The organism is Klebsiella michiganensis (assembly GCF_002925905.1).
Lineage (GTDB): Bacteria > Pseudomonadota > Gammaproteobacteria > Enterobacterales > Enterobacteriaceae > Klebsiella > Klebsiella michiganensis.
The window spans coordinates 297,258-323,709 of the sequence record NZ_PRDB01000006.1 but is presented as its reverse complement, the minus strand read 5'-3'; the positions used below and the strand labels follow the sequence as shown (position 1 = coordinate 323,709).

Sequence of the window (26,452 nt, the reverse complement as noted above, 5' to 3'; positions counted from 1 at the left end):
AATTATTTACATTGCATGCGATTCAATTACCCGAATGCGCCAATGTTCAATATAATTCCCGTGTTTTCGAGGATCGCCATACTCATCAACCTTAACGGCTAACTCTGCTTCACCATGAAGACGAATATCCTTCACCACAATCTGAAGCCATCCAGGAAGATCGGACAATTTTTCCTGTAATACCAGGCCCGTCAGATCGGTGTCCGCAATCACGGTACCATCTGACAGACGGCGATTGACCGAAATGGTTAGCGCCGCTTCAGAGTGCTCATCCTCGAACAGCGGCTCTCCCGCATGGATGACTTTATACCAGGCCTGCTCACCCGCAGTTTGTATGCCCTCCTCCTGGCGAAATTTCTCCAGCCATGCGTTATCCCGCGCTTCCTTTTGCTGCTTGATCTTGTGCATCGCATCCTCGACTCGCTGATTGGCGCGGTTAAGATGGCGCTCAAATTCCTCCTGAGATAGCCGGCGTTCGCCGCGTATCGTTTCGCTAATACCGGCCAGAAAGGCCGCCTTATCAACATGAACATCTTGTTCATTCCGCTGTTCGAGTACGCCCAAAATGTCAAACCCCATCGCCATCCCGGCGGCAAAATCGGCCAGTTCATCGTCGGTTGCCGGCAGTGCGGGATGCTGTGCTTGCTTAAGGCTCGATTGCAATTTTCTGGTTACTACTTGCCACTGCGCATTTTTCTCTTCCAGCTGATTGGCACGCACGGTGAGCGCCTGGAGTTCCTGTTGTTGCTTGCCATTGTTCTCCATTGCCGCGGCGAGCTGTTCAGAAGCCGCCTGGAGGGTAACGAACTGCTGCTGTACTTCACGGTGTCGCAAAGCGAGTTGAGCCTTCAATCTCTCTACCTCATTGCGCGATAGCTGGAAATTTTCGCGTAAATCAATCTCTGCGGGACTCAGTGACGCATGTTGCCTTAACGCCTTAAACCAGCGCCCCAAAATCTGGGGATCGGGTAAAGAGGGATTCTTACTGGCCCCAGCCACTAACTTGTCCCGGTCTTCCGCTACCGTTGGCGCCTGCTTATCCGTCGGTTTAGAAGGCGTAATCGCAGGTGATGTCATTCGCTTATCGGCGGCAACAGCCGGTGGTACTCTTTTTTTTCTTGTTGCCGCCGGAGGCGGAGCTTTAGATTTCTCACCGGGCAGCGATCGCTGTACAGCAGATTTTTGACGCGGCGCAGAAGATTTGTCTTCCTCCGCTTGTGGCTGAGACGGGGATGTAATGGCTTTATTTTCATCATTGCGTGACGTCCATTCACGAGCATAGTTCAACACATCCGCCCGTGAAGATGAAATCAAAACGATACCCATCATCAGGACCAAAACGTTCCCTGCTCTACGATCCATTAAATATTCTCACCCGTTGGCTTCACGGCGAGGCTATTGAGCATTTCGGCGCGGACCTCCGAGCATAATTTTACCGCCTGAAACTTATACAAAGCGTCAATGGCATTACGCGTTTCAGGATTAACGGAACTTCGTACGTTGGTATAGCCGGAAGCGCCGAGCATCACTCGCTCAAAGCGAGACTTGAGCTCGACATGTTTAATAGGGTTAATCGACTCCAGCGCCCTGAGTTCTTTTTCGCACTGCACCATATCCAACTCCCCGTCTGAAGTCGTGGGGGGATCCACGGATTCCATGGAAGAGGTAACCTGTGACGGAATGTTTTTTGCGACGCAACCCGTTAAAAATGTACCTGCGATGATCGCTGCTATACATCCTGATTTAAACATTATTTAATGCACTCCAGTATATGATTTATTAATGCCTTCTTTCCTGAAAATAAAGCAACAGGAAGCAAGCAGATTCTTATAAAGAACATTCAAATGGTTATTTGATCCATGAATAAATAGCAGCCCAGAAAAGTTAACCAACTGACATTTTGCGTAAAGCAGTAATAACTCATCAGCCTGGGTTTTAATCATATTCCAGAAGAAAAGTGGTGATGCACTCAAAATTCCCCTCTCTTACCAGACCGTGTACCGGGGCGGAAATAAAGGCCTGAAAATTTAAAAAAGTATCTCCCGCCTTCAATGCTGCCGGCCGCATAGGGACATTGGGTTTTACCGGCGTACCGTTCTCATCTTCCAGCGCAATGGCAATACCACTCGCCGTTCCGCTGACGGCGAATAGCCCTGGCTGAGCGCTATCCTCAGTTCCCATAAAGGTTACGGTCACCGTGTCGCCCAGCGAGAGATCGCACTCCGTCAACCAGATTGAAAAACGCTCGCGTTCGCTGCGGGGATATTTCATAAATGTCTTAGAAGGCACGTTACGAAAATCGACAATCTGATCTTCTGAATCCACGTGTAATTCACAAGGGTCGGCAATCAGATTCCCGGAGAAATGAACGTCAGTATCGGCATGAGTGACCGACACACCAGTCAGCACAAGCAGCAGAGGAAAGCTTGCCAGGCTGAGTACGCGCACGATATTTTTTTTCATTATTCGTACTCCAGGCCGATATTCACCACGCTGCGCCATTCATTAGCCATCAGCGGCGCGGGAAGACGCCATAGCTGAGCCTGCACCACCAAATCGTTGCGTCCCGGATAGAGAATCTGCGGTCGACTCTGGATCGCGGGTCGTAGGAGTTCTCCCTGTCGGTCGCTAAGGCGCAACGCGACCCCTTCTACGCCACCATGCACCCGGAAAAAGCGGTCATCCATCGGTTCTGCTTCCCCATAGATAGTCAGTCTTACCGCAGACTGTCCGTTTAACATCGTGGCGCCGCGCATCATTTGGCGATCGCGCATAAACGAGTATTCTCCCGGGCAACGATCTAATTTGATGTACACCAGTACTGATGGCGTAACGCTACCCGGCCGTTCCAGTCCCCAGGCAACGGTGCTGCCCAAATCGATCTCTTGTTCTGCCGACTCAGGCAGCAGCGCGCACGGTGACGCAACAAGCGTTCCGCTTGCGCGAATGCCGCCATTCAGGCCATCGGTATCCCAGTTAGCGGCGCTCGACGCGGAAACGACTCCAGCCATCAAAAGCCACAACATGAGGGTGGTATGACCAAATCCTTGTTTCATCAGGCTTCTCCTGTGTTCAGCTTCGGCGTCCATCAGCTTGCCGGGGTATCCGCAGCCTGGCAGATGTTACCGCTGCAGCTAAACCGCAGGGTTGGCTTACCGCCGAAGTCGTTAATCGTGGTGACATGCGGCACGGTATAGTGCGCGCTATTGACCATCGAGGTGGACTTCGGCGGTACCATCACCGTTTGAAATCCGCTGGCCACCGCCACTTTCGGCGCAGCGGTAATCCCGATCACCGTCATGTAATAGGGCGTCGGGTTTTCTACCCGATAGCCGCCGTTCACTTTATGCAGCACCAGTTGGTTATCCCAGCGGCTATACTTCTCCGGCAGAATGGCTTTGGGGCGATAGAACAATTTTATTTTGGTGTGTAACGCCAGCTGCATCACGTTGGGTCGCTCGCTTTTTGGCGGCACCTCGCGCACGTTGAAATAAAAAATGCTCTCTCTGTCCTGAGGTAACATCGCGGCATCCGGCATGGCGTTGATACGCATCATGCTCTTCCCTTTCGCTTCAAGACGCTGCAGCGGCGGAACAACCACCAGAGGACCGCTGATTTTTTTCCCGTGTTCATCCTCAATCCATCCCTGCGCCAGGTACGGCATTGACGTGCTGTCGTTAGTAATACTCAGGGAAATGCTCTTTTCCGAACCGGGGAAAATCGCCCGCGTTCTGTCCAGCGCAATCGCTGCCCCGGCTTCGTTAACCAGACCTGCCGCCAGGCTTGCCAGCACTATCGTCATCGCTATCTTTTTGCTTTTCATTACATCACCATTCACTTTCTCAGCCGCGAGTGACCGGTTTGCACGGCAGCAATAGCTGCTGTGCAGGGATAACCCGTGGCAGTACGACTTCACACTGAGCGGAACCACTCCAGTGCACGGTTAAGCGTTCATCCGGATTCACGCCGGTCAACCAGGCCAGTCCGCTGTCGCTGACCATCCCCAGTTCGCGATCTTTTGCGTTATGTACCGTGGCGCCGAATGGCGGATGGCGCCCATCTTCCTGGCTGAGGATGGCCACGACCTTAGAGCCTTTCAGCACATCAAAACGACGGAACCCGATGGCCCCTTCAGTCAGGGCGAGTTCAACAACCGGCGTTCCGCCAGACTCGACATCGTCTGGCAGACGATTAACGTCAATCTCAGCGCGGGTTCGATAGTAATTTGGCACCCCAGGGATTACCGCGATGCCAAAAGCATTGGTATGGCCCTGAAAGCCCACCGGAACATCGCTTACCCCATCAGTACTGACCATCAGACGAGTCCCACCCTGTACCCCACCAGGGTGCAGCGCCACGCCTTCAGCGGTCGCGGTCATACCGCCGCTGGCGGAAATACCAAACGAGGAGTACTGGCTTTGCGCCCAGTTAAAGTTGGTGGTGACATCCGCCATATTGCCCAGGTGCGAGTAGTACCCGCTCATCTGGCTGCGAGTGCCTTCCCCACCGCCGACGCTGTTGCCGGCGTTGATGCTGTAATAGTCGTTGTTATCCAGCCTTTGGCTCCAGCTGGCATTTTGTGTATAGCGGTCGCGGCTCATGCTGCCGTTATAGCCAACGGTTCCCGATCCAAACGGCATCGTCAGTGAGATATAGGCGCTGTCATCCTTACGCCCGTTAAATTCACTGCGGGCGGCGTTGAGGGACAACGACAGATGCCGCCAGTCGCCGAGGTCAAAATATTTATTCAGCGACACGCTGTAGCGATCGGTTGCCGGGCGGTTCCAGTAAGTCTGATGCGACCAGTTGATGTGCGTCGACAGGCGCAGGTCTGCGAAATTTTTGGTCGCCTGGAGGGTATAAAGCTCTTTGCTATTCCCGACGTAGCCTTCCCGATAGCGCATATCCAGATATTCACCCATGGTGAGATAGTTGCGCTCAGAAAAACGGTAGCCGGCAAACGTCACTTCACTGTTGATTTCATCAAAACGTTTGGAGTAGCTCAGGCGCCAGGATCGCCCTTGCCTCTTTTTATCATCCGGGAAACGCGCGCTGGCATGAGTCACGTCAGCAGAAAGTGTCCCGAAGGCGTTCATATCACGACCCGCCCCCACCGCCAGGCTGTTGTAGTCCTGGGAAAAAATGCCACCTCCGTACAGCGACCACGCGTTGGTAAGCCCCCACGAGAGCTCACCTGTGGCGAAGTATGGTCCCTGAGTGCTGTGGTTATAATCGCGCGGACGACCGGTGGTCATTTTATAACGCAGCTGGCCGGGGCGCGTCAGATAAGGAACCTGAGCCGTTTCAACCGAGAATGTCTGCACGGAGCCATCCTGCTCTTCAACGCGAACATCCAGACGTCCGGTCAGGGCGCTGTTGAGTTCCTGAATACGAAACGGGCCAGCGGCAACCGTCGTTTCATAGATGACTCGACCCTGTTGGCTGACCGTCACTTTGGCGTTGGTACGGGCAATGCCGGAGACTTCAGGCGCGTAGCCTCGAAGTTTAGGCGGCAGCTGGCTTTCATCGCTCGCCAGCGACAAACCGGTATAGCGCCAGGAGTCAAAGAGATCGGAAGAGAGATAATCCTCACCAACGGTGAGTTTCGACATCATTCCAGGTAACGCGCGATAGGCGTAGAAACGACTCCAGTCAAAATTACGTGAATTTTTATCCGCGCGTCCGGTCGTATTGTAATAGCTCCCCTGATAATCCCCCCTCAGGCGCCAGGCACCCAGGTTAACACCTGTTGTACCGCTGATACTGGCACTCTGGCTCTGATTGCCCTGACGAGGCCAGGTGACGTTGGTATTCAGGTTATAGTCAACCAACATCCCGGGGATGCCCTCTTCCCAGCGGGAAACAGGCAGCCACGAAGCATCCTGATATTCCAGCCAGGCCTGGGGGACCGCAATTTGCAGGGAAGATTCTGACAGATCGCCGCGCAGGACGACGCCTTCAAGAGCGGAAAAATCAGCGCAACGCCCCTCGTCGAGCCATTGAATCATGTTGAGCGCGTCATCCCGCAGACCGAGAAGTTCGACCTGCGCAGGCGTCAGACAGGTTTCTACAACCACCCCATCGTCACGGGTTCTTTCAATAAAAGAAATTTCCTGGTCAGAAATACCGTGCTCATTTAAACGCATGCTGAGCGTATAGGTTCCGGGCATAATATAGCCGGCCCGGGAAAAGCGCGATAAGTCGATATTTTCCCGGTCTTCCGAGTCCAGAATATCAATATTAAATTCTACCGCCACTACCGGTGATGTAGAACCCAAAATGGCAATAGCAATGTAAATACCCAGACGTCGCAGGTAAAAAGCTGGTGGTCTGCTTTTTTTCATTTTTTAAAATCCGTTTATTGCCTGGTAGAATTCACCGGCGGGAAGCGTCAATCCCGGAAATAATTTAGATGAGAGGCTCATCTGTTTTTATCATTCATATTTCCCGCTACTGATAGGTCACCATGAAACGAATAATTCCGTACCAGTCGCCTTCTGACAACGTTTTTCCACCGCGCACTAACGATAATAAATAACGTAATTCATTATTTTCATTTTGGATCATGACGGCAGGCATCGGTATTCCATCACGCGCCACATCGCCAGCCTGATTGTGGATACGCAGTCCAAGCCCCTGCGCCTCGCCATTGACTTTAAAAATATCCGGGCGGAATATCTCCGTTTCGCCACTAAAGGTAATATTTACGCTTTGCCATAAACCGCCGCGACTCCGTTCCAGTGAGCAATTCACCAGCCGAACCGCAAAAGGTTTGATGACCGCTTTGCCTTCCTGATTAAGATCGCTATACGAGATCACGCCGAATGGAATCTCCTGCCAGATATCGTCGGTATGAATAGAACAGGCCGACTCCTGAATTTGACCATTCATTGTAACCAGGCCCCGCCCCTGGTCGGATGCCTGAGACAGCGGTGATATGCCTAATAACAAACTCAACATCAGAGAACGCGATATATTTACCATGACTGTGCTCCTGAATATCGGGCTGCAAATGCAGCCCGAATAAAGCTACATGAGAACAGGACTCACCTTATTCATAAGCCAGGGTAAAGTTGGTCACTGCTTCAAAATCACCCGGAGTGACGTTGGTTACGGTAGAGATTTTTTCGAGGTAAGCGCTGAAGTTTAGGGTATTGTCGCCAATGCCCAGGCCGCGACCGCTAGTAGGTACCAATAAAGTCACGGGTTGACCAGAACCATCTTCAATACGCACGCCGGCGCCAGCGGCCTGACCGGAAATAGCCAACATGGTCATATCTCCTGGGACATTACCGCCAGCAAAGGTCACTTTAACGGTGTTATACATCGGGTCGCCGTTTGAATCCTTCTCGAAGGAGCAGTTTTCCAGCTCGATGTCGAACGGACGAGGAGTGGAAATACCGCCGTTATCTAAATGAGTATTGGAAATCTGACCCAGTTCAATACGCTGATCGCCGTAACCATTTTTGATTGAGCATGGTGCATCAATAATGGAACCCCAGAAAGTCACCTTGCCGCTTCCCTGATCGGCCTGAGCTGCGAAAGAGGCGACACCCATAGTGAGAACAACAGCAGATGCAATTTTGCTAATTTTCATAATACATTCCGTTATATTAAAAGTTACTGGATAACCATCCTGAAAATAACATCAGAAGATAATAACGCATATTTATGCTGACAAAATACCGCTATATCCTCTTGAGTTATGTGCATTCCTGACAGCGAAATCATACTAACTTGAAAAAGCTTACAATTGAACATATGCATCTACTACATGGGGTATTACGAGCTAATAATTTCATTAAAAAATAATTTACAGGATAAAATCTCGCAAAAGCAGTTTAATACGACAATGTATGTAAAAATATTACCAATAATTTAAAAAAATATATGCGCAACCTAAAAAAATTTCATCGACAGCATCACGCAATTAAAAAAACCATGTATTTCATGCAATTGCAAAAGTTCGATGCGCTTGTGGAATATTAGGACTCATCCGTAAGAAAATTCCTAATACATATTGTAGGAAGCGAAGTTTAAAAGCTGAAAAATCCTACGAAAGGGCAGGATTTCTTTATAGAGAGGAGCGCGGAGAGGCTATATTTTACCAGTTGGTCAAAATTCCCTCTGCGGAAGAAATAACCTTATAGGGATGTTGGTCATGCGATCATGATCCACAGCAATATCTTATGCGGTATCTTGCAGGGTTAGAGGAAAGGAATAACCAGGTAGCCGACTCGCTGCCGTAGTGAACCGTCAGGGTGATATCGCAGGCCAGAGAAAACCGCATACCCCTACAGCAAGAGGTGTTATTTTGCCTGTTCCTTGTTATTCTGCTGAATTGTTGTCCAGGTGATTATCATTCAGCGTGGTGATTTTTCAGACGCTGCCCTGGCGCTTGCCGACTCACACTCCAGACCAAAAACGCGGAGAGCGGCAACACCATTCACACCTGCCCTGCAGGTGTTTTTTCCACAGGGAGATTAACCGTGAGATTTGCATCAGTGCCTTTCAATCAAAATCAGGTGGGATGGCCGCTTAATGAAGAAGATCTTTATCGACAGCCCTCGCTGAGCGGAGACATTAAAGCTGACTGGGTGATTATCGGCTCCGGCTATGCCGGCGTAAGCTTTGCCCGCAGGCTGACCAGCCTCAATCCGCAGCTGAACATCGTGCTCATCGACGCCGAATGCGCCGCGACCAGCTCCTCGGCGCGAAATTCCGGCTTTATCATCGGCCTGCCGCACAATATCGGCAGCTCTACCGCCGAGCTGAAAAAAGCGCAGGATTACCGCGCCCTGCTCCAGGAGGGGATCCGCCTGCTCGATGAAACGGTGACCGAGCACCAGATTGCCTGCGAATGGGAAAACGTCGGGAAATACCACTGCCAGATAGATCCGTCCAGCGAAGCCATTATGCAGGAGTATGTGGATAACCTGCAGCTGATGCAGGAGCCTTACAGCCTGCTGGACGGCGAAGCGCTGTACCAGAAGCTGGGAACCCGCCTCTACAGCAAAGGAATTTACACCCCCGGCTGTATTCTGGTGAACCCGGCGAAACTGATTGCGGGCCTCGCGCGTCATCTGCCGGAAAACGTCACGGTTTACCATCAAACCCCGGCGCTGGCTATGCGTCAGGAAAACGGCGGCGTCAGGGTGACGACGCTGCAGGGCACGATCCGCGCCGACCAGGCGATGCTGGCGACCAACGCGCTCTCCCGCGAACTCTCGCCCACTGTGAGCCGCCAGGCGTCAATGGCGACCTACGCCAGCATTACCGCCCCGCTCACCCCTGAACAGCGCCAGCGTCTGCCGGCAATGGAAAGCTGGGGATTAACGCCGGTCAACGCGATCGCCGGCGCCACGCTACGCTATACCCACGATCATCGTTTTCTGGTCCGCCAGCATGTCGATCCGGCATTGCGGGGAGTGATTACCGCCGGACAGACCGCCAGCGCCGCGCGCCAGCATCTGGCGCTGTTCCATACGGCCTATCCGCAGCTGCAGGATGTGCCGCTGGAGCGAACCTGGTCCGGGACCATCAGCGTCACCCGCAACGGCGCGCCGGTCTGGGGGCGTCTTGCGCCGCAGATCTGGACCGCCGGGGGCTGTAACGGCGCCGGCGTATCTAAACAGACTATCGCCGGGACGCTGCTTGCCGATCTGGCGATGGGCCAGGACAACCCGCTGATCGCCGCGATGCAGTCGCTCGGCCAGGCGAACGTTATGCCGCCTTCGCCATTCCTCGATATCGGGGTGGCGGGCGCATTATGGAAAGAGCGTTATGTGGGGCGCAAAGAGATGCCCGCGTAATCGCTGTCTGACAGGTTTCACTGCCCGGGCGTGAAACCTGTTGTTTGGGCTACTCCGGGATCGCTTCATCTTTACGCAGGGTCAGGACTTCGAATCCATCCGCGGTGACGGCGACGGTGTGCTCCCACTGCGCGGACAGTTTTTTATCGCGGGTGACCACCGTCCAGCCATCTTTTTTGGTTTTAATCCGGCTATCGCCCTGGTTCACCATCGGTTCAATGGTAAACACCATCCCCTCCTTGAGCACGGCGCCGGTGCCGGGTATGCCGTAATGCAGCACCTGGGGATCTTCGTGCATCTCTCTGCCGACGCCGTGGCCGCAGTACTCCCTGACCACGCTGTAACCGTTACCTTCGACATAAGTCTGGATAGCATGGCCGATATCGCCCAGCGTCGCACCCGGCCTGACGACCTTGATCCCTTTCCACATCGCTTCGTAGGTTTTCTGCACCAGCCGACGGGCCAGCGGTGAAACCTCGCCAATCAGATACATTTTGCTGGAATCGGCAATCAGCCCCTCTTTTTCCAGCGTAATATCCACATTCACGATCATGCCGGATTTCAGATGCTCGCTCTCCTTTGGCATACCGTGACAAACCACTTCGTTGATCGACGTATTCAGCACGTAGGGGAAATCATATTGCCCTTTGCTGGCCGGGCGGGAATGCAGATCGTTGACGATAAAATCCTCCACCCGGTTGTTGATGGCCATGGTGGAGATACCGGGCTGAATAAAGGTATCCAGCATGTCAAAAACCGAGGCCAGCAGCTCACCTGCGCGGCGCTGTCTGGCCAGCTCGTCCGCGGTCTTAATGGGAATTGATAGCATTGATCACCTCCAGCAACCGGTCAGAGCCGGACTTGAGCATCAGCAGCTTAATTTGCTGATGGTTAAGTTCGGGATAGAGCTCGCTCATCATACCCAGACGGATCCAGTACTCCGCCTGCGCGTTGACCGAACGCGACATCGCCTTGCTGGCGTCACGAATATCATCGTGCAGCAGGTCGGAAATTTTTACAATGCCCATTTATACGTACCGTAACAATTTATATATGTTTCGTATATTACGCCTCCCCGCTCAAGCAGACAACGTTTGCCGTCAGAAAGCAGAAAATGGGGTTGCGGTTTATGTCGCCCGCGCTACGGCTGGTTAAGGTTCAGAGCCACTATCTGGATGTTCCGAGGTTCAACAACGGTGCCTTTCGTCGTCACAAATGCGTTGTGGACGACGTCCCCGCTCTCTTTATCCACCAGCGCAATATGCGGTTCATCATGCAGGATATTTTTATGCCCCCACGCCATCAGGGAAAACAGGATCGGCGCCAGGCTGCGGCTTTTTGGCGTAAGGATATACTCATAACGTTCGCGCACGCCTTCTTCCTGATAAGGCGTTTTGCTCAATAAACCCAGTTCCGTCATTTTCTTTAACCGGTTTGCCAGCGTCTGCTTAGGCATTTTTGTATGCGAGCGGATCGTTTCAAAGCGGGTCACGCCGTAGAAAGCCTCTCTTAAAATCAACAAAACCCACCGATCTCCCAGGATTTCCGCTGCCGCAGAAAGCCCGCAAAGCTCCGGTAATAGGTAGGCAACTGAATTATTTTTTGACATGTCCGCTTTCGCTCTTTAACCTGAGTATGAATATTAGACCTAGATTACCAAGGAGAATACAATGCCCTTCGTCAATGTACAAACCATTAAAGGAATAATGAACCCGGAGCAAAAAAAAGAGCTTTTACGCCGCATGACCGATCTGATTGTCGAAATTGAAGGGAAAGGCGATCCTGAGTTCCGCCGTTCAGTCTGGGTTCGCATTGATGAGCATGAGCCGGAACAGTGGAGTCTGGGCGGCATACAGCCCACGGCTGAAGCGATCGCGGCAAAATTTTCGTCTGCTCAATAGCTCCGCAAGGTCGCGTATTTCTCCATTTACGCCTCGCCCTGTCGCCGAAATGCCAGCAGCGAGGCCCGGCTTTCACCACAATGCCGGCAACAAGTCCAGCGTGTCAGCTACCAGCGCCCGCCTGTCGTTGCCCGGCTTCCAGATAGTGACCATCGTTTGGCCGATCCCCTGATTGCCAACTTCGGTGCGCAAGGTTGTGACGTTTTTCCAGCGCGCCGCATTCATGTGCGTCGGCAAGAATCCCCAACCGCAGCCCTGTTCAAGCAGGCCGCGCAGCATCTCCAGGTCGTTGGTGAAGATGGTATGTCCTGAAATTTGCAGACGGCGGGCCACGGGCTCGTCAGTATCCGGGTGCATAATCACCTGCGGCGCCAGCGAAAGTTCCAGCAGGGATAGCGGTTGTTTAGCGCCGGGAAAAAGCGCTTCGGCGGCGTAAAAATCCATCTCGATTGCCCCTAAGGCGCGCCACTCCATAGCGTCTCCCACGCTACGATGGCGCGCCTGGCAGATCCCCAGGTCGGCCTGCCCGCTCGCCAGCAGCTTTTCCGCCTCGTCGCGCGACGCGTTTATCAGACTCAGACGAACGTTGCGCTGGGCCATAGCGCTAATCAGCCCCTGCAGCAGCGTTCTGGGGGTAAAGGGATCGTAGACCAGGGTCATGTCCTGCGTGGCGCTGTTCGGCACCGCCCTGGCAAACGCTTCAAACGCTTTCACCTGGCGCATCAGCAGGTGCGCCTGCCGCTGCAGCTGCTCACCTTCCGGCGTCAGGCGCAGGCTTCGCCCTTCGCGCAGGAACAGCGCATACCCCAGGCCATCTTCGAGGAACTCAATTAAATCGCGCAGCGTCGTCCGGTCCTTGCCCAGCTGGCGCGCCGCTTTCGCCAGGCTTTTGCACTCAACCACGGCGGTGAAGGCCTCCAACTGGGCAAAAGAATATATCAGGCTCGGCATACGGCCCTCCATTCAGTTGTTGTGGGGGATTTTCCCCCATGATGCGTTTTTTATTATAGGCCGCGTTTTTTTAAGCTGAACACCTTCCTGAGCTGAACGAGTAAAAATATGAAAAGCAAAGTGTTTAACCCTGGCCTGCTGTCTGGCGTTGTTATCAGTCTCTGCAGCGTCCTGCTGGCGCCCGCCGCGCAGGCCGCCTGTACCGGCACCGAACTCAGCGTCTGTCCCGCCCCCTTTGATGCGCCGCTTCCGGATCCCCACAACATGCTCACCTGGAGCCAGACCGACCGGGTAATCGGCTTTCGTAACGACTACCGCAATTACGCGGGCGATGTGTTTCATCACGGTAATGCCGTGCCGTTGCAGGCCGCGGCGAAACGCTTAACCGACGCAAGCTATCGGGTGAACGGTCAAACCTGGAATCTGCAGGATTACCTGCGGCGCCAGAACGTCAGCGGCATGCTGGTGCTGAAAAATGGCAAAGTGGCCTGGAAATATCTGGCAGAAGGCAATACCGACACCACTCTCTGGACATCGCGCTCGGTGGGCAAATCCGTGGTTGCCACCCTGGTGGGCGTGGCGATTAAACAGGGCAAAATTCACTCGCTCGACGATCTCATCACCCAGTATGAACCCGACCTGAAAGGCACCGCCTGGGACGGTGTGACCCTGAAGCAGCTGATTAGCCACACCTCCGGGGTGGCGTGGAATGAGGACTACACTAATCCGCAATCGGACTTCGCCCGGCTTACCGAGTGTGAAGCCAGACCCGGCGCCTATGACTGCGTACGTCAGTTGGTGTCCGGCCTGCGCCGCGCGCATCCTGCCGGCGAGAACTGGTCTTACTCCTCCGGCGGCGCATGGCTGCTGGGGGATGTGCTGGAACGCGCCACCGGCATGACGCTGGCGGCATATCTGGAAAAAAGTATCTGGCAACCCTACGGTATGGCGAGCGACGGCGTGTGGCATGCCTACACAAAAGGTGAGCACGATGTGGGCGCGCACGGCTTTAACGCCACGTTAGAGGATTGGGGGCGCTTCGGTGAGTTCATTCTGCATAACGGCGTGCTGCCGAACGGCGAGCAGATCTTGCCGGAAAACTGGGTTGCCAAGTCATCACGCTGGACTCGGGCGGCAGGCTCGGTGTCCGCGGCGCATCCACACGGTATTTACGGCTACCAGTGGTGGAACAATGAAGTGCCGGCCAATGCGACCAACGTTGAACCTGCGCCGCAGGCATCCCTTCAACATTCGCTGTGGGCGCTGGGCATTTTTGGTCAGATGATAATGGTTAATCAGGCGGAAAATCTGGTCATCGTTCAGTGGTCGACCTGGCCGCAGGCTGAGCCCGCCTTCAGCGCCCAACCGCTGGAAGCCTCGCTGATGTTTAGCGCGATAGCGAAGGCACTGCATTAACGCCGGTTTGGATCCCGTCGGTGCTGAGCGCCTGAATCAGGGGCCTGGCACCGTCGCCGGCGGCAGAACGTTCACGTTTACCCATAAGCTCCCCGTCCGCTCCAGGCCAGAGCGGACGGGAGGCGTGAAGGTTAATCGACTCTACATACCACGGTGGCATGATCCCACCATGCGTTCTCATTAATATTCACCTCAAGAACCGTAAATTGCTCCGCCCGAATCTCGTCCAGCAGGGCCTGGAGCGGTCGCAACGTACGCCAGGGTTTGCCCTCTTTAAGTAAATGATGGCTGATAGGATCGTACGCGAGAATATCCTCGGGATGACGCGGGGTTCCGCACATGGAGCCGATCACCAGCCGTCCTCCGGGTTTCAGTAATCTTCTGACTTCGGCGAAGCAGAGGTGGCGGGCATCATCAATCAGGCAATGCATACAGCTGCCATCAACAATGAGCTCAAACGTCGCATCCTGACACTGATGAATATGGCAGACATCTCCAACAAAAAAATTTGCCGGGAGACCCGCTTGCTGAAAACGATTTTGTGCCCATCGGATCGCGGTTTCGGACCAATCTATTCCCCACACCGAATAGCCTCGTTCCGCAAAATACTGCGCGGCCATCGCGCCATTCCCGCACCCCAGCTCAAGGACAGGCGCGCCGGGTTGGGGGAAATAGTGCTGTAAATGAAGCCAGCTAAAAACGCGCTCCTGTTGTTCTTTGGCCCGGAAATAACCTTCGCCAGCCCAGGCGATAGCGCCATTTGCCAGCAACTGCCGATACTCTTTTTCATAGCGGTTCATAATCAAGACGCCTTTGTCAGCAGCAACGCTCGTCACTTTACGCGCGGTAGAGGCAGGAGAAAAACCAACCGTCAGACACTCTCCGTCATCTCAGGCAGCAATTGTTCAATCACGTCGATAATACTTCTTACCCGCGGTGGGATAAAGCGGGCGTCAGGATAGACCGCATAGAGAACGCGATCGGGTAATCGCCAGGCGGGTAATACCGGTACCAGCCTGCCGGACTGCAAAGCGTGGGCCGCAAGGGGTAACTGCATGCCGCCGATACCGATGCCGGACTCTAACGCCTGCAGCAGCGCTTCGCTGGTGTTAGCCCGAAACACGGTATTGACTTTCATATCAACCGTTTTATCACCCGAGACCAGCCGCAGCGGCGCGTCCTGCGCGATGCCGCTGAACCGCACGTGCGGGTGGGCGGCCAGCTCGCTGACGGCATGCACCGTTTTAAAACCGGGGGCGGCAAAGAGCGCAGTTTCAATACGCGCCAGCACGCGCGCCGCACTCCCCGGCGGCGGTTCACTGCTCAACCGCAGCGCGACATCCACTCCTTCAGCAACCAGATCGGCAATGCGGTCATCAAGAGAAAGCGTCAGACGCAGCTCGGGGTGCATTTTCTGCAGCGCCAGCAGATGCGGCAAAAAGAGCTGCCCCAGGCCGCTCGGCAGCTGCACGTGCACCCGGCCTTGCCACTGGCGATCGGTTGGCTGTAAGCGCCTTTCCGCTTCATGCATCGCTTCCAGCAAAAGCTGCATATCGCGCCGGTAAATTTCTCCCTGCTCGGTCAGCGCCATCGCACGCGTGGTTCGGTGCAGCAACACCACCCCAAGCTCCTCCTCAAGCGCCGCGATCTGCTGACTGACGGCGGATTGTTTCATTCCGCACTGGCGGGCTGCCGCTGAAAAGGATCCCGCTTCTACCACGCGCAGGAAGGTGGCAATGGCGTTGAGCTTATTATTCATTTAATGATTCTGCTTATAAGTGCCATCAGTTTTACGGGATATGCGTGAAAAAAATAATATACCACACTGCCTCTGTCACCCACCCTGGAGAAGCAACGTGAATAAGATACCGCAACCCAAAATCGCCCTGGTCGCCGGCGCCAGCGGCATTATTGGCAGAGAACTGGTGAAAACGCTGTTACGCAATCGCTGGGAGGTTATCGGCCTCAGCCGCCATGCATCGTCCCACCCGGAAAACATTCCCTTCATTCACGTCGATTTACTGGATGCGCAGCACAGCGCGCAAAAACTGCATTCGCTCAACGGCGTCACCCACATTTTTTACAGCGCATGGGCCAACGCCGGGAACTGGGCGGAAATGGTTGAACCGAACGTCACCATGCTGCGCAACCTGGTCAGCAACATCGAGCAAACCGCACCGCTACGGACGGTAAGCCTGATGCAGGGATACAAAGTGTACGGCGCGCATCTTGGTCCGTTCAAAACCCCGGCGCGTGAAAGCGATCCCGGCGTACCCGGGGCCGAATTTAACGCCGCTCAGCTCACCTGGCTCAGCCATTTCCAGCGCGGAAAAACGTGGCGCTGGAACGCGATCAGGCCGGGCGTGGTCGGCAGTACGGTGCCCGGCAACGCCATGAATCTCGCACTCAGCATCGCGATCTATGCTTCGCTATGTAAAGCGCAGGATCTACCGCTGCGTTTCCCCGGTTCGGAAAAAACCTGGCACAGCATTGTCGATCACACGGACGCCGGGTTGCTGGCTGATGCCACGCTCTGGGCCGCGACCTCGCCAACGGCGCAAAACCAGGCGTTCAACGTCAATAACGGCGACATCTGGCGCTGGTGCGAGCTGTGGCCGCGCATCGCGAGCTGGTTTGAACTGGCATCCGCCCCGCCGGTCAGACTGTCATTTAACCAGCTGTTTGTGGATTACCGCTCGCACTGGCGCGAACTGGCCGGGCAGAGTCTGGTGGAAGCGGACATCTTAAGGCTCAGCGACGGTAAATTTGCTGATTTCGTCTTTGGCTGGAACTACGACATGTTTGGCGATGGCAGCAAACTGCGCCGGGCGGGCTTCACTGAAATGCAGGCCACCGACGATATGTTTTTCCGCCTGTTCGCTCAGCTGAGAGCCGCGCGCATTATCCCCTGATAACGCCTCCGCCAGACAGATATTCTGCCACTCTCAAAGAGCCATTAACGCCGCGCGATCAACCCACGCTTCTGTTTTTCGCGCGCGACTCGCGCTTCGCGCTCTGGCTCTCCCCGCTTTTTAATTAAATATAAAACGATAAAAGTTTATTGTAAAACGATAAACACCAGGATAATCTGCGCGCTCTTTCACCGACCAGATTGCCAGGAGAGGCAAGTCATGAACAGAAGTATGCTGCGCGGGGGGTTACTCTCCGGGGCGCTGCGGCGCGCGCCGGCGATGTCAGCCGAGATGTCAGGATTTGCCGGGACGGGCGCGTCAGTTGCTCCACGCTATTCAGGGTCCAGTACACCTTGTATTCATTGCGGTTGTACTCATTTTAAGGAGAAAGCATGATCGGGTATCGATACCGCAGATACTGCAGTGACTGGCAAATCCTGTGCTCAGGCCTGGCTTTTGTCGCGGTGATGGCGGCAGGCATTTATTTGCAACCCGGCTTCAGACCCTTAACCACCCAGGTATCCGGGGACAAAGCGCTGGTTGCCTTTTTAACGCCGCTGCTCAAAGGCGCGCACGGTCACGTCGCCGCAGCGCTCATCACGCCAGGCGGCGTGCGCTATGGTATCTGGGGCAATGATTATGCCAGGCAGTTTGAGATTGGCAGCCTCAGCAAAACCCTGACCGCCAGCCTGCTGATTGATGCCATCCGGCGCGGCGAAGTCACAGCCACGACGCAGGTCGGCGATCTGGTGCCAGAGCTCGTCGGTCCGGCGCGGAATATTAGCCTTGAGGAGCTCGTCTCGCATCGTTCGGGCCTGCCTCCGTTCGCCTCATCGCTCACGCAGAAAATCGCCATGCTTACCGCCATTGTGAGACGAGAAAACCCGTGGAGCTACGATCGCCAGGAGCTGGCGGAAATGATTAACCGGGCGCGGATACCGAAGGTCAAAATATTTGATTACTCCAATTCCGGGTTTGCCCTGCTGGGGCTAGCGCTGGAACGCGCCTCTCACCGTACATTCGCGGCGTTGCTGGAACAGCGCGTTTTTGCACCGGCCGGGATGACCCGTTCGCTTGTGGCGCAAGAGACGACGCCGCCTGACGCGGCATTTATGCCGGGCTGGTCAGCGTCAGGTTTACGCGAAGCGCCGTGGATCTTAAACGCCTTCTCGCCTGCGGCCGGCGTACGTTCCACTATTGTCGATATGACGAAATATGCCCAGGCGCTTATGGCAGGAAAACTGGCCGGAAGCCAGGGCATGGCGCCGCGGTTCGCGACCGACGATCCCGATTCACGGGTAGGCTATTCATGGTTCACCACCGCTATCAAGGGACGGGATATTATCTGGCACGATGGTCAGTCCGCGGGCTATGCCGCCGTGATGGCCTTTGACCCCGAGCGTAAAACCGCCGTCGTGATCCTCTCAGATACCGCATGGCCGGTAATTGTGCCGGCAATCAAATTGCTGCTTTCCACGCTATCCGACGTTAAGGAAGAACGATGAACTGGATTAATATGCTGTGGGCGATATTGACCCTGCTGTCAGTGGCGGTCTTTATTTCCGGAAACGGGTTTGCACGGTACAAAGTACGCCTTATTAATTATGTTCTCTTCACCTTCATTGTTATTTATATTGCCGAGTCATTACAAACCATCGATAACCTGAGTAAAACAGGCTACCTGATGCGAATGTTGACCTGGACAATACAGGCGGCGTTTATTGCCATCGGTCTGTTTAGCGTCTGGCAGCGCCCGTGGTTCCGCGGCCCGTCGCGACGGGCGGCCGGACTACACGTTGTCTTATCTCTGCTCCTTATGTCATGCTTAGGCGTGCTGGTTCCGTAATCGCACCATTATTCAGGAAGGTTAAAGGTGAAAAACGCACGAAACAAACTCAGCCTGTTCTTACTGGCTGGAATATTACCGCTGTTTTTTATTCTGGCGGTCATTACGCCAGCGTGGATCTATTTTACCGGCGAGTCGTTTTTCCTCGCGAATATGCTTGAGTTTGCCGAGGTTCCGCTCGGTAATGAAAGCGGTCTGACGGCACCGACTTTTAAACTGCTGGCGCTGCTGGCGATACTCTATTTACCCGCCGGGCTTTTCGCCTGGGCGATCTGGCAGGGGATCCGCGTCACTCAATACGTCAGAAAACGCACCATTCTGAGCCTCGACCTGGCGCTGAGGGTACGAAAAATTGCGCTGGCGATGCTGGGGATGGGTCTCCTGCTGCCGCTGTTTCGCTTCCTGGTGCCGCTGGTTTTTTACTGGCCGCATCCTTATACCCAGATCGTTCTTTTACTTAGCGATTTTGTCCTGTTGCTGACCGGCGGCTTGTTATTTGTGACGTTTCACTCCATGCTCGAAGGGATCAGAGCGGAAAATGAGAATAAGGAGTTCATCTGACTATGGCGGTAGTGGTTAATCTGGACAAATTGCTGGTAGAGAGGAAAATGACGTCCAGAGCGCTGGCGGCCTATGTAGGGATTACCGAGCAAAACCTGTCTTTGCTCAAATCAGGAAAGGTGAAAGGCATCCGCTTCGATACGCTGGCAAAAATCTGCCAGGCGCTGGAGTGCCAGCCAGGCGATATTCTCGCCTGGGAGGCGGATTAACGCCCTTTCTCGATCGTGCAGGCCCACTGCTGGCTCATGCTGCTCTGGCTGGTGGCGATTTGCAGCGACAGGCTGGCGTCAAGGGTATGCGTGACGCTGTATTCAAGCACCACATCATCCAGATCGCGGGCGACGCGCTCAATGCGAAACAGAGCCTGGCCGGGTTCAATATTGAGCAATCCCGCCGTGCGGCTATCGCAGCACACCGGCGTATAGCGTTCCGTGGCGTTGGCCGGCGAGTAGCCGAACGTTTCCCGCAGCTGCTTATACAGCGATCGGCTGCCGTCCACGTGGCTCAGATCGTTATAGATACGGCCATTAAGCCAGGTCAGCACATGGCCAACCGGCCGATCGCCCTGCACTAACAGCCGCTCCAGACGCACCAGCTGGCAGCCTAAATCCAGCCCCATTTGCTCCGCCACCTGGCGGTCGGCCATGGTCGAAATCAGCGACAGAACTTCCACGGCTATCTCCCCCGGCGGAGCAAAGGTGGTCAGTACGTCCGGGAGGTCGGTGTAGTATTTCTGCAGCGCATCGCGGTTAATAAACGTCCCTTTACCCTGTTCGCGGTACACCATGCCAATACTGGCCAGCGAATCTATCGCCTGTTTAATGGTACCGCGCGCGACCTTAAACTCCCCGGCGAGCAGCAGTTCGCCCGGGAGTTTATCGTCATAGGTAAAAGAGAGGATCCGCTGCAGGATAACGTCTTTTATCCTTAAATAGAGAGGGAGTCCATCCGACTCAAACATACTTGTGCTCCAACTCAGAGGTAGTGTATCTGGCTCCTGTAAGCGCTAAGTATATCCTGATTTATCTCCTGATTACCGTCTATGTTTGCGCTGGCGAGAATGGGCGGCGTGCGCGCATTTTCCAGCATGATTTCGCAAATACGTAATACCAGGCTGTTGGCGATAGTCGCGCCCATGATGGTGGAGAGCGGCGCGGCTTTCTGCGCCATCCCCGGCAGGCTCACCGCCGCATCGCCATATTCGCAGTGGTTATCAATGGTGATATCGGCCACATCCACCAGCAGCTTGCCGCTGGAGTGGCGCGACGTGACGCGCGCCGCCGTCGCCAGGCTGGTAATCGCGATAACCGTTGCGCCGCACGCTTTCGCCGCCAGCGCGACATCAATGGTAATCGCGTTGCGTCCCGACACCGAATGGATCAGCAGCGTATCTTCAGCCCTTAGCGGCGACTGCTCCACCAGTACCCGACCGAGGTGCTCCACATTTTCCACCGCGCTGGTGAGGGTTAACGGCCTGACGTTAAGCATCAGCGCAGGCGTAAAAAGCGGATTGATGATGGCCAGGCCGCCCGCGCGATAGCTCATCTCCTCCGCCAGAATCCCGGCGTGGCTGGCGCCAAAGACGAAGATGTTGCGCTGCCCCATAATGCTGTGGGACATGATTTCCGCCGCCCGGGTGAGTTCATCGGGGCGCTGCTCAAGAAAAGCCAGCTTCTGGCGGATCTGACTGTAGTACTGTTTCAGGGCCTGACTCATAGACTTCCTCCCGATATCAGAACGCCAGCAGGCGGGTCAAAAGATGAATGACTGGCGCGAGGACAAACATATCGCTGTCGCCTGCCCATAGCGCGGTATCCGGGATCGTATTGTCGATAAAGCCGGTGACGCAGAAATACTGCCCCCAGGCGACCACGGTCGAGGTGATAAACCCCGCCAGCAGAGCGCCTTTATAGCCTCCGGTAATATTGCCGAAGACCCCCGCCGTACCGGCGTGAAAGAAAATCACAATCATACTGGGAATAAAAACGTAGCCGGTATAGCGGCCGATCAGGGTCAGCCACAGCAGCGAGCCGACAAAAGCGCCGACAAACCCCAGCACCACCGCGTTTGGCGCAAAGTTAAACAGTATCGGGCAGTCCAGCGCCGGTTTTGCGCCGGGCACCAGCCGCGATCCGATGCCGTTAAACGCCGGCACCATTTCGCCAATAAACATCCGTACGCCGAGCAGCACGACGGCAATGCCGCCGGTAAACATCAGCGATTGTTTGAGGGCATAGATGTAGAAGCTCAGGTCGCCGGATTGCGCCAGAATCTCCGCCGCTTTCGGCGTACCTTTAATCTGCAGAATAAAGGTGCCAATAAAGAACAGCAGCGCCATGGTCAACGCCGTCACCACGTTGGAGTCGCGCAGGAAACCCAACTTTTTAGGGACTTTGATATCTTCGGAGCTGATTTTGTTGCGGGCGAAAATCTGGCCAAAAATCGCCCCCAGCAGCGCGACGGAGGCGGAAGTATGCCCCAGCGCCACGTTGTCGTTGCCGGTGATTTTTCGCACCCAGGGCTGAACCAGCGCGGGCTGTAGGGTCCAGTAGAGCCCCATAATCACCGTTAGCATCAGCGTCAGCTGCACCGCTGAAATAGCGGGCTCGGTGTTCACCATCACCCCGGCAAAGATCATCGTCGTCCAGAACATCATATGTCCTGTCAGGTAGATGTATTTAAAGCGCGTCAGCCGGGCCAGCAGCAAATTGATGGCGAATCCGCCGGCAATGGCGATGGTCACGCTGCTTCCGTAGCGTTCGCTGAAGCGCGCCTGGCCGATAATATTGGTCAGGTTCATGGAGCTGAGACCGAAAACTTCGGTCCAGATCGGCTGAAATATCAGCAGCGCGGAGACGATAATCCCGGCCCCCGCGCCGATGATCAGAAAGCCCAGAATGCCTTTCAGGGTGCCGGACACAATGTCCGCCAGCGATTTCTTTTGCAGCACTAGCCCCAGCAGCACAATCAGGCCAATTAAGATCGACGCTTCACCAAATATATTGATGGTGATCCAGCGCAGCACGCCAAGAAACTCGCTCATGACGGCTCTCCTGCGGGCAGAATTTTCGCCTGGGTCAGCGCCGCGGTGATTTCGGCGTTATCGATATAGTTGTTCACCACCACCACCGGACAGGACAGATGCTTAAGGTTGTCCACCAGCTCCGCGTTGGTTATCACCACATCGGCGTTGGCCGAAGCGGCGGAAGAGACATCCATATGTTCCACGGAGGCCTGAATCCCGTGCTGTTTCAACACCGCCTCAACGTTCATTTTTAAAATCAGGCTGGAGCCCATACCTAAACCACAGACTGTCAGAATTTTCATCGCTATTCACTCCGTGTTCATCACGCTACAAACGCTGCGAGCCGCTGGCTAACAGCCGATAAAGTTGTTCTGGATCGTTCGAATGCATCAGGGTATGCAGGTTATTTTCATCGCTGAGTACGGTCACGATATGCTGGATAAGGTGGATATGGGCATCGCTGCTGGTTGCCGAAAGCCCCAGCACCACCTGCACCGGGTCGTTTTCCGCATGACCAAACGCCAGCGGTTCACGCAGCCTGACCGCGCTGATCTGCGCTTTCATCGCCCCCTGCTCCGGGCGGGCATGCGGCAGCGCCAGCCCGGGGGCAATGACAAAATAGGGGCCCAGCTCGCGGTAGCTATCGACCATTGCCTGGACGTATTGCGGGCTACAGGCTCCCGCGCAGCACAACGCGTTCCCCGCCTCGCGGATGGCCTCCTCAGGGGTAGCGGCCGGGCAGTCTACACGTATCGCCTGACGCTCAATCATCGGAGGCTCCTTGGGTTAAGTGATGACGGATAGAGGCAAGCGTGGTCGCCAGCGCCCGCTGGACGAACGCGCGCCCTTTCTCTTCGCTGGCGGCAGTTGGATCGCCCAGCACCGCATAGTCAGAAAACTCGGTCCAGGGTATCGGCTGATAGCGAAAATTGTTCGGGAAAGCCGGATAGTGCGCGCGGGCGTTGGTCATGGTGACGAACTCTGGCGCCAGCGCCAGCATCAGCGAGGTTTCGACCTCATCAGCATGCATATAGCCGGGGTAAGCCACCGCGGTGGTTTGCCGTCGTTTTACCTCCTCCTCCATCCCCGCCCAGCTATAGTTAAGCAAGGTAATACCCTGCTCTTTTAGCTGCCGGGAGGCCGCTTTCATCGCATCAAAATTGCCGTAATGCGCGTTAATCACCGCCGTGGTGGTGATACCGTAGCTGGCCATGTTTTCCGCCAGCGACACCAGCAGCGACGTCAGCCGTTCATGACCGATATCAATCGCGCCCGCGTGGCCGCGCAGGGACCAGACCTGGCTGTAGGAAACGACCGGCAGGCTCAGGGCGCACTCGCCCAGCTGCTCGTCAAGCAGCGCGCAAAACCGCTCGGCCAGCAGGTTATCGGTATCCAGCGGCAGGTGGTCGCCGTGCGGCTCGACGGCGCCTAGCGGCAATAAGGCGATCCGCGCCTTTTGTAACGCCCGCCGGGCCTCGCTTTCGTTTAAACGATGCAGCTTCATAACATCTCCTCAGGCAAAAGCGAGGTAATGCGCCGGGTTGTCGACGAAGAAATCATGCAGCAGCGCTTCGCCGTCAAACCCGGCTTCCCGGGCCTCGTCAATGAATCTTGGCCGCCAGTCGCTAAGGATAAATTTCAGTCCCAGCCCCCCTTTGCCGTAATGCGCGCTCATGGATTTACGGGCAAAATCGCCGCCGATTAAGATCTGCTTTTGATAACCGCGCTGGCAGAGCGCCAGGATGGCCTGGGTACGGATGTGCTCTGGGTGATATTTGATGCGGCTGATACCGTCGAAAGAGAGAAACGCCCCGGTGTTGGCGATCTGACGGTGCAGCCAGGGATCGGGGTTACGATCCATATGAGCAAAACATAAGCGGGAGAGATCCAGCCCCCATTTTTTAAAGAGCTGCGCCTGCTCGAGTCCCATCGTCCCCATTTCCGTATGGCTGTGCATCGGCGCCCCGGTGCGCTGCTGGGCGCGAACGATAACCTCCATGGTTTTTTGTTCCAGAGGGGAAATGGCGTTATAGCCGGTACCGCACTTCACCACGCCGGCCCGATGTTCGGTGCCCTCTATCCCCTCAGTGACCTCGCGACAGACATGTTCAACCAGTTCATCAACGTCTGAATGTGCAATCCACTCGGCGAAAGTCTGCGCGGAGCCCGGCCGCTTGCTGCTCCACAGAAAGCCTTTGTTAAAACCCGCAGTGGCGATAATGTGCAGCTGCTGGCGCTGCGCCATGGCGGCGACGGCTGCGGCCTGACGGCCATAATCCGGCGCGGTGGCGTCGTAGATGGCGTTACCACCCGCCCGGCGGAAGTCGCTTAATTCACGCTCTGAAGCCTGCGGATCGTCGAGTAACAGATCGTCATCCTGACGCTCGGCCCAATAGGGCGGAATACAGTAGATATGGTCATGGCTGTAGGTGACGCCCAGCTGATTAGCGGAAATATCCCCGTTTAACGTTCGAATGATGCCCATGTTTCTTGCTCCCCGGAACGGATAAGAAGGTGCTTTCAACATAGGCGCGCCCCACTTGACCAGTCAAGTGATCAAGTTCGCATCAGTCATATAAAATTTCTATCTGTGAGGTAGGTCGACATTAACATTTATGTGACGTTGTCACATAAATGAATTCGGGATAAAAAAACCGTTACTCATGGAAAAACATACGTATCCCGGGTGAGGTGATTAAATTTATGTTAATTAAATTCAATGGGATACACACTCACCAAGCCAATGCATTCCTGACTAATAATTCATAGCTTTGATTAAAATGTTTAATTGAATGAATCGATAAAGAGAGTATTGTTAAAAACAATGATGAGCGGAGATAAATAAATGTTACGTGATTTTTTGAAGGTAGAAAAAGAGGATCGTCTGGTCGAACAACAGGACGCCAGCAGCGGTAAAGCGAATTCAACGGACGTCACCGAATGGATTATTGTGAATAAAAATGGTGATAAAAAAGGCCGGGTGGCGTTATTCAATCAATTTACCACCCGCCGTTCCTATTGCGTGAATTACCGCATCACCCAGTTTGATAATAGCGGCAAAGTGGTTGTCGACCGGCTGGCGGAATCAATCTGATCCCGGGGAACGTTATCACGCCGGCGTCCCGCGCCTTTAGCCCGGCCCGTCGCTGGCAGCGGCCAGCAGCGGCACAATCACATCGCTTAACGGCGTGGGGATATGGTGAATACGGCCATATCGCTGAACGACCCCGTTGCGAATATCCCACTCCAGCGGCAGCCCGGCCTCGCGATCCGTCAGTATTGAAGTGCTTAAATCCGGAGGCGCACGGTGAAAACCGGCGAGAATTTCCTGCGGCACGCCGTCGTCCAGGCTGGCGCCTGCGGCGCGCGCCACCGTCAGCCCCTCCTGCAAATAGGCTAAAGCAAGCGCCGTGATATCGTCGCGGGCAAACATCCCTGCCCGCCTCCCCGCCAGCACCATCAGACCGGCGACCGCATTCTGCAGCAGTTTACGCCACGCAACGGAGAGAAAATCCGCGCTGATATCCACTTCACAGCGCGTGTCCCGTAGCGCGTGTCGCACCCGCTCGGCCCCCTCAACATCCGGCAGCGTCAGGCGCGGTTTCGCCCGCAGCCAGACTGACGCTTCAGGCTCACGCTGCGCGGGGAACCAGACGACCGATGGCAGCACGGCCGCTTCCGCCACGTACGGCGCGAACAGCGTTTTTTGTTCAACGCCGTTTTGGAGCACGCAGACTACCGTTCGATCGTGACACAGCGCTTGCAGCCACGGTGCAATAGCCGCAATTTGTGTCGCTTTTACCGCCACAAATACCAGGTCGTACGGCGCGGCGACCGATGCCGGTTCCGTCAAGACCGGCCCCGGCACCACAATATTTCCACCATCAAAACGCAGCGAAAGCTGCGGGTGCGCACGGCGGCCGCATACCAGAGGCGTACGGCCAACCTCGTGCAGCGCCGCGGCGATGGTGGTACCAATTGCGCCCGGACCGATCAGCGCAACGGTGGGTTCTTCAACTGTCATCTAT

Annotated in this window: 31 protein-coding genes; 9 read left to right on the top strand and 22 right to left on the bottom strand. The window is 55.1% G+C overall.

Features of this window, described 5'->3' with window-relative positions; translation table 11 throughout:
- Positions 1-6: 6 nt before the first annotated feature.
- The 8 genes from CDA56_RS15905 to CDA56_RS15870 form a co-directional block, all read right to left on the bottom strand.
- Complete coding sequence (locus tag CDA56_RS15905; RefSeq protein WP_224243708.1) at positions 7-1,329, bottom strand: FKBP-type peptidyl-prolyl cis-trans isomerase N-terminal domain-containing protein; 1,323 nt, start codon at positions 1,327-1,329, stop codon at positions 7-9.
- A gap of 32 nt (positions 1,330-1,361) precedes the next feature.
- Positions 1,362-1,751, bottom strand: a complete 390-nt coding sequence (locus tag CDA56_RS15900; protein ID WP_025106308.1) for a hypothetical protein — start codon at positions 1,749-1,751, stop codon at positions 1,362-1,364.
- Between the two features lie 184 nt (positions 1,752-1,935).
- The gene (locus CDA56_RS15895; RefSeq protein WP_102802903.1) at positions 1,936-2,463 is read right to left on the bottom strand and encodes a fimbrial protein; all 528 of its coding nucleotides are present in this window, start codon (positions 2,461-2,463) and stop codon (positions 1,936-1,938) included.
- Complete coding sequence (locus tag CDA56_RS15890; RefSeq protein WP_228276618.1) at positions 2,463-3,011, bottom strand: fimbrial protein; 549 nt, start codon at positions 3,009-3,011, stop codon at positions 2,463-2,465. The genes CDA56_RS15895 and CDA56_RS15890 overlap by 1 nt, the downstream gene beginning before the upstream one ends.
- A 77-nt stretch (positions 3,012-3,088) precedes the next feature.
- The gene (locus CDA56_RS15885; RefSeq protein ID WP_046877957.1) at positions 3,089-3,823 is read right to left on the bottom strand and encodes a fimbria/pilus periplasmic chaperone; all 735 of its coding nucleotides are present in this window, start codon (positions 3,821-3,823) and stop codon (positions 3,089-3,091) included.
- A 19-nt stretch (positions 3,824-3,842) separates the two neighbouring features.
- The gene (locus tag CDA56_RS15880; RefSeq protein WP_102802904.1) at positions 3,843-6,344 is read right to left on the bottom strand and encodes a fimbria/pilus outer membrane usher protein; all 2,502 of its coding nucleotides are present in this window, start codon (positions 6,342-6,344) and stop codon (positions 3,843-3,845) included.
- Between the two features lie 106 nt (positions 6,345-6,450).
- On the bottom strand, positions 6,451-6,984 hold the full coding sequence (locus CDA56_RS15875; protein ID WP_046877959.1) for a fimbrial protein: 534 nt from the start codon (positions 6,982-6,984) through the stop codon (positions 6,451-6,453).
- Between the two features lie 67 nt (positions 6,985-7,051).
- On the bottom strand, positions 7,052-7,597 hold the full coding sequence (locus CDA56_RS15870) for a fimbrial protein (RefSeq protein WP_025106302.1): 546 nt from the start codon (positions 7,595-7,597) through the stop codon (positions 7,052-7,054).
- 892 nt (positions 7,598-8,489) lie between these two features.
- On the opposite strand from CDA56_RS15870, the gene CDA56_RS15865 reads away from it, so the two are divergent.
- On the top strand, positions 8,490-9,812 hold the full coding sequence (locus tag CDA56_RS15865) for an NAD(P)/FAD-dependent oxidoreductase (RefSeq protein ID WP_102802905.1): 1,323 nt from the start codon (positions 8,490-8,492) through the stop codon (positions 9,810-9,812).
- 49 nt (positions 9,813-9,861) lie between these two features.
- Here the strand turns inward: CDA56_RS15865 and map are convergent, their stop codons facing one another.
- From map to CDA56_RS15850, 3 genes are all read right to left on the bottom strand, one after another.
- A complete protein-coding gene (map, locus tag CDA56_RS15860) occupies positions 9,862-10,641 on the bottom strand; it encodes a type I methionyl aminopeptidase (protein ID WP_004850994.1) in 780 nt (259 codons plus the stop codon).
- Positions 10,622-10,840, bottom strand: coding sequence for a ParD-like family protein (locus CDA56_RS15855; protein ID WP_014838522.1), 219 nt, complete (start codon positions 10,838-10,840; stop codon positions 10,622-10,624). The genes map and CDA56_RS15855 overlap by 20 nt, the downstream gene beginning before the upstream one ends.
- A gap of 113 nt (positions 10,841-10,953) precedes the next feature.
- Entirely contained in the window at positions 10,954-11,421 is a 468-nt protein-coding gene (locus CDA56_RS15850; RefSeq protein ID WP_014229412.1) for a winged helix-turn-helix transcriptional regulator, read from the bottom strand.
- A gap of 61 nt (positions 11,422-11,482) precedes the next feature.
- On the opposite strand from CDA56_RS15850, the gene CDA56_RS15845 reads away from it, so the two are divergent.
- The gene (locus tag CDA56_RS15845; protein WP_014229413.1) at positions 11,483-11,713 is read left to right on the top strand and encodes a tautomerase family protein; all 231 of its coding nucleotides are present in this window, start codon (positions 11,483-11,485) and stop codon (positions 11,711-11,713) included.
- A 72-nt stretch (positions 11,714-11,785) separates the two neighbouring features.
- Here the strand turns inward: CDA56_RS15845 and CDA56_RS15840 are convergent, their stop codons facing one another.
- Positions 11,786-12,664 (bottom strand): LysR family transcriptional regulator, encoded by an 879-nt coding sequence (locus tag CDA56_RS15840; RefSeq protein ID WP_025106299.1) that lies wholly within the window; start codon positions 12,662-12,664, stop codon positions 11,786-11,788.
- 108 nt (positions 12,665-12,772) lie between these two features.
- On the opposite strand from CDA56_RS15840, the gene CDA56_RS15835 reads away from it, so the two are divergent.
- Positions 12,773-14,080 (top strand): serine hydrolase domain-containing protein, encoded by a 1,308-nt coding sequence (locus CDA56_RS15835; protein ID WP_049079767.1) that lies wholly within the window; start codon positions 12,773-12,775, stop codon positions 14,078-14,080.
- Positions 14,081-14,211: 131 nt separating this feature from the next.
- Here the strand turns inward: CDA56_RS15835 and CDA56_RS15830 are convergent, their stop codons facing one another.
- Both CDA56_RS15830 and CDA56_RS15825 read right to left on the bottom strand, forming a co-directional pair.
- Positions 14,212-14,880 carry a class I SAM-dependent methyltransferase gene (locus CDA56_RS15830; RefSeq protein WP_048262861.1) on the bottom strand — a complete coding sequence of 223 codons (669 nt, stop codon included), beginning with the start codon at positions 14,878-14,880 and terminating at the stop codon, positions 14,212-14,214.
- Positions 14,881-14,951: 71 nt separating this feature from the next.
- Positions 14,952-15,839, bottom strand: coding sequence for a LysR family transcriptional regulator (locus CDA56_RS15825; protein ID WP_049082563.1), 888 nt, complete (start codon positions 15,837-15,839; stop codon positions 14,952-14,954).
- A 97-nt stretch (positions 15,840-15,936) separates the two neighbouring features.
- On the opposite strand from CDA56_RS15825, the gene CDA56_RS15820 reads away from it, so the two are divergent.
- The 5 genes from CDA56_RS15820 to CDA56_RS15795 all read left to right on the top strand — a co-directional run bounded on the left by CDA56_RS15820 (position 15,937) and on the right by CDA56_RS15795 (position 19,608).
- Positions 15,937-16,992 carry an SDR family oxidoreductase gene (locus CDA56_RS15820; protein ID WP_025106295.1) on the top strand — a complete coding sequence of 352 codons (1,056 nt, stop codon included), beginning with the start codon at positions 15,937-15,939 and terminating at the stop codon, positions 16,990-16,992.
- Between the two features lie 392 nt (positions 16,993-17,384).
- Positions 17,385-18,497 carry a serine hydrolase domain-containing protein gene (locus CDA56_RS15810; protein WP_025106294.1) on the top strand — a complete coding sequence of 371 codons (1,113 nt, stop codon included), beginning with the start codon at positions 17,385-17,387 and terminating at the stop codon, positions 18,495-18,497.
- Entirely contained in the window at positions 18,494-18,838 is a 345-nt protein-coding gene (locus CDA56_RS15805; RefSeq protein WP_103814379.1) for a hypothetical protein, read from the top strand. Before CDA56_RS15810 ends, CDA56_RS15805 begins: the two co-directional genes overlap by 4 nt.
- A 27-nt stretch (positions 18,839-18,865) precedes the next feature.
- Positions 18,866-19,399: a DUF2975 domain-containing protein gene (locus CDA56_RS15800; protein WP_025106292.1), complete on the top strand. Its 534-nt coding sequence runs from the start codon at positions 18,866-18,868 to the stop codon at positions 19,397-19,399.
- 2 nt (positions 19,400-19,401) lie between these two features.
- Complete coding sequence (locus tag CDA56_RS15795; RefSeq protein WP_004120193.1) at positions 19,402-19,608, top strand: helix-turn-helix domain-containing protein; 207 nt, start codon at positions 19,402-19,404, stop codon at positions 19,606-19,608.
- Here CDA56_RS15795 and CDA56_RS15790 read toward each other — a convergent pair.
- The 7 genes from CDA56_RS15790 to CDA56_RS15760 are packed head-to-tail and all read right to left on the bottom strand — an operon-like array spanning position 19,605 to position 24,909.
- On the bottom strand, positions 19,605-20,360 hold the full coding sequence (locus CDA56_RS15790; protein WP_103814377.1) for a GntR family transcriptional regulator: 756 nt from the start codon (positions 20,358-20,360) through the stop codon (positions 19,605-19,607). The two genes, CDA56_RS15795 and CDA56_RS15790, sit on opposite strands and share 4 nt — an antisense overlap.
- 14 nt (positions 20,361-20,374) lie before the next feature.
- Positions 20,375-21,115 (bottom strand): sugar isomerase domain-containing protein, encoded by a 741-nt coding sequence (locus CDA56_RS15785; protein WP_025106291.1) that lies wholly within the window; start codon positions 21,113-21,115, stop codon positions 20,375-20,377.
- Positions 21,116-21,131: 16 nt separating this feature from the next.
- Entirely contained in the window at positions 21,132-22,442 is a 1,311-nt protein-coding gene (locus CDA56_RS15780) for a PTS ascorbate transporter subunit IIC (RefSeq protein WP_004851013.1), read from the bottom strand.
- On the bottom strand, positions 22,439-22,726 hold the full coding sequence (locus CDA56_RS15775; RefSeq protein WP_004851015.1) for a PTS sugar transporter subunit IIB: 288 nt from the start codon (positions 22,724-22,726) through the stop codon (positions 22,439-22,441). The genes CDA56_RS15780 and CDA56_RS15775 overlap by 4 nt, the downstream gene beginning before the upstream one ends.
- A gap of 25 nt (positions 22,727-22,751) precedes the next feature.
- The gene (locus CDA56_RS15770; RefSeq protein WP_025106290.1) at positions 22,752-23,195 is read right to left on the bottom strand and encodes a PTS sugar transporter subunit IIA; all 444 of its coding nucleotides are present in this window, start codon (positions 23,193-23,195) and stop codon (positions 22,752-22,754) included.
- Positions 23,188-23,928: a creatininase family protein gene (locus CDA56_RS15765; protein ID WP_025106289.1), complete on the bottom strand. Its 741-nt coding sequence runs from the start codon at positions 23,926-23,928 to the stop codon at positions 23,188-23,190. Before CDA56_RS15765 ends, CDA56_RS15770 begins: the two co-directional genes overlap by 8 nt.
- Before the next feature lie 9 nt (positions 23,929-23,937).
- Positions 23,938-24,909, bottom strand: a complete 972-nt coding sequence (locus tag CDA56_RS15760; protein ID WP_025106288.1) for a phosphotriesterase family protein — start codon at positions 24,907-24,909, stop codon at positions 23,938-23,940.
- 360 nt (positions 24,910-25,269) lie between these two features.
- Here CDA56_RS15760 and CDA56_RS15755 point away from each other — a divergent pair, with 360 nt between their 5' ends.
- Positions 25,270-25,518 carry a hypothetical protein gene (locus tag CDA56_RS15755; RefSeq protein WP_004120166.1) on the top strand — a complete coding sequence of 83 codons (249 nt, stop codon included), beginning with the start codon at positions 25,270-25,272 and terminating at the stop codon, positions 25,516-25,518.
- Between the two features lie 36 nt (positions 25,519-25,554).
- Here the strand turns inward: CDA56_RS15755 and CDA56_RS15750 are convergent, their stop codons facing one another.
- Positions 25,555-26,448 carry an oxidoreductase gene (locus tag CDA56_RS15750; protein ID WP_025106287.1) on the bottom strand — a complete coding sequence of 298 codons (894 nt, stop codon included), beginning with the start codon at positions 26,446-26,448 and terminating at the stop codon, positions 25,555-25,557.
- Positions 26,449-26,452: the final 4 nt, after the last annotated feature.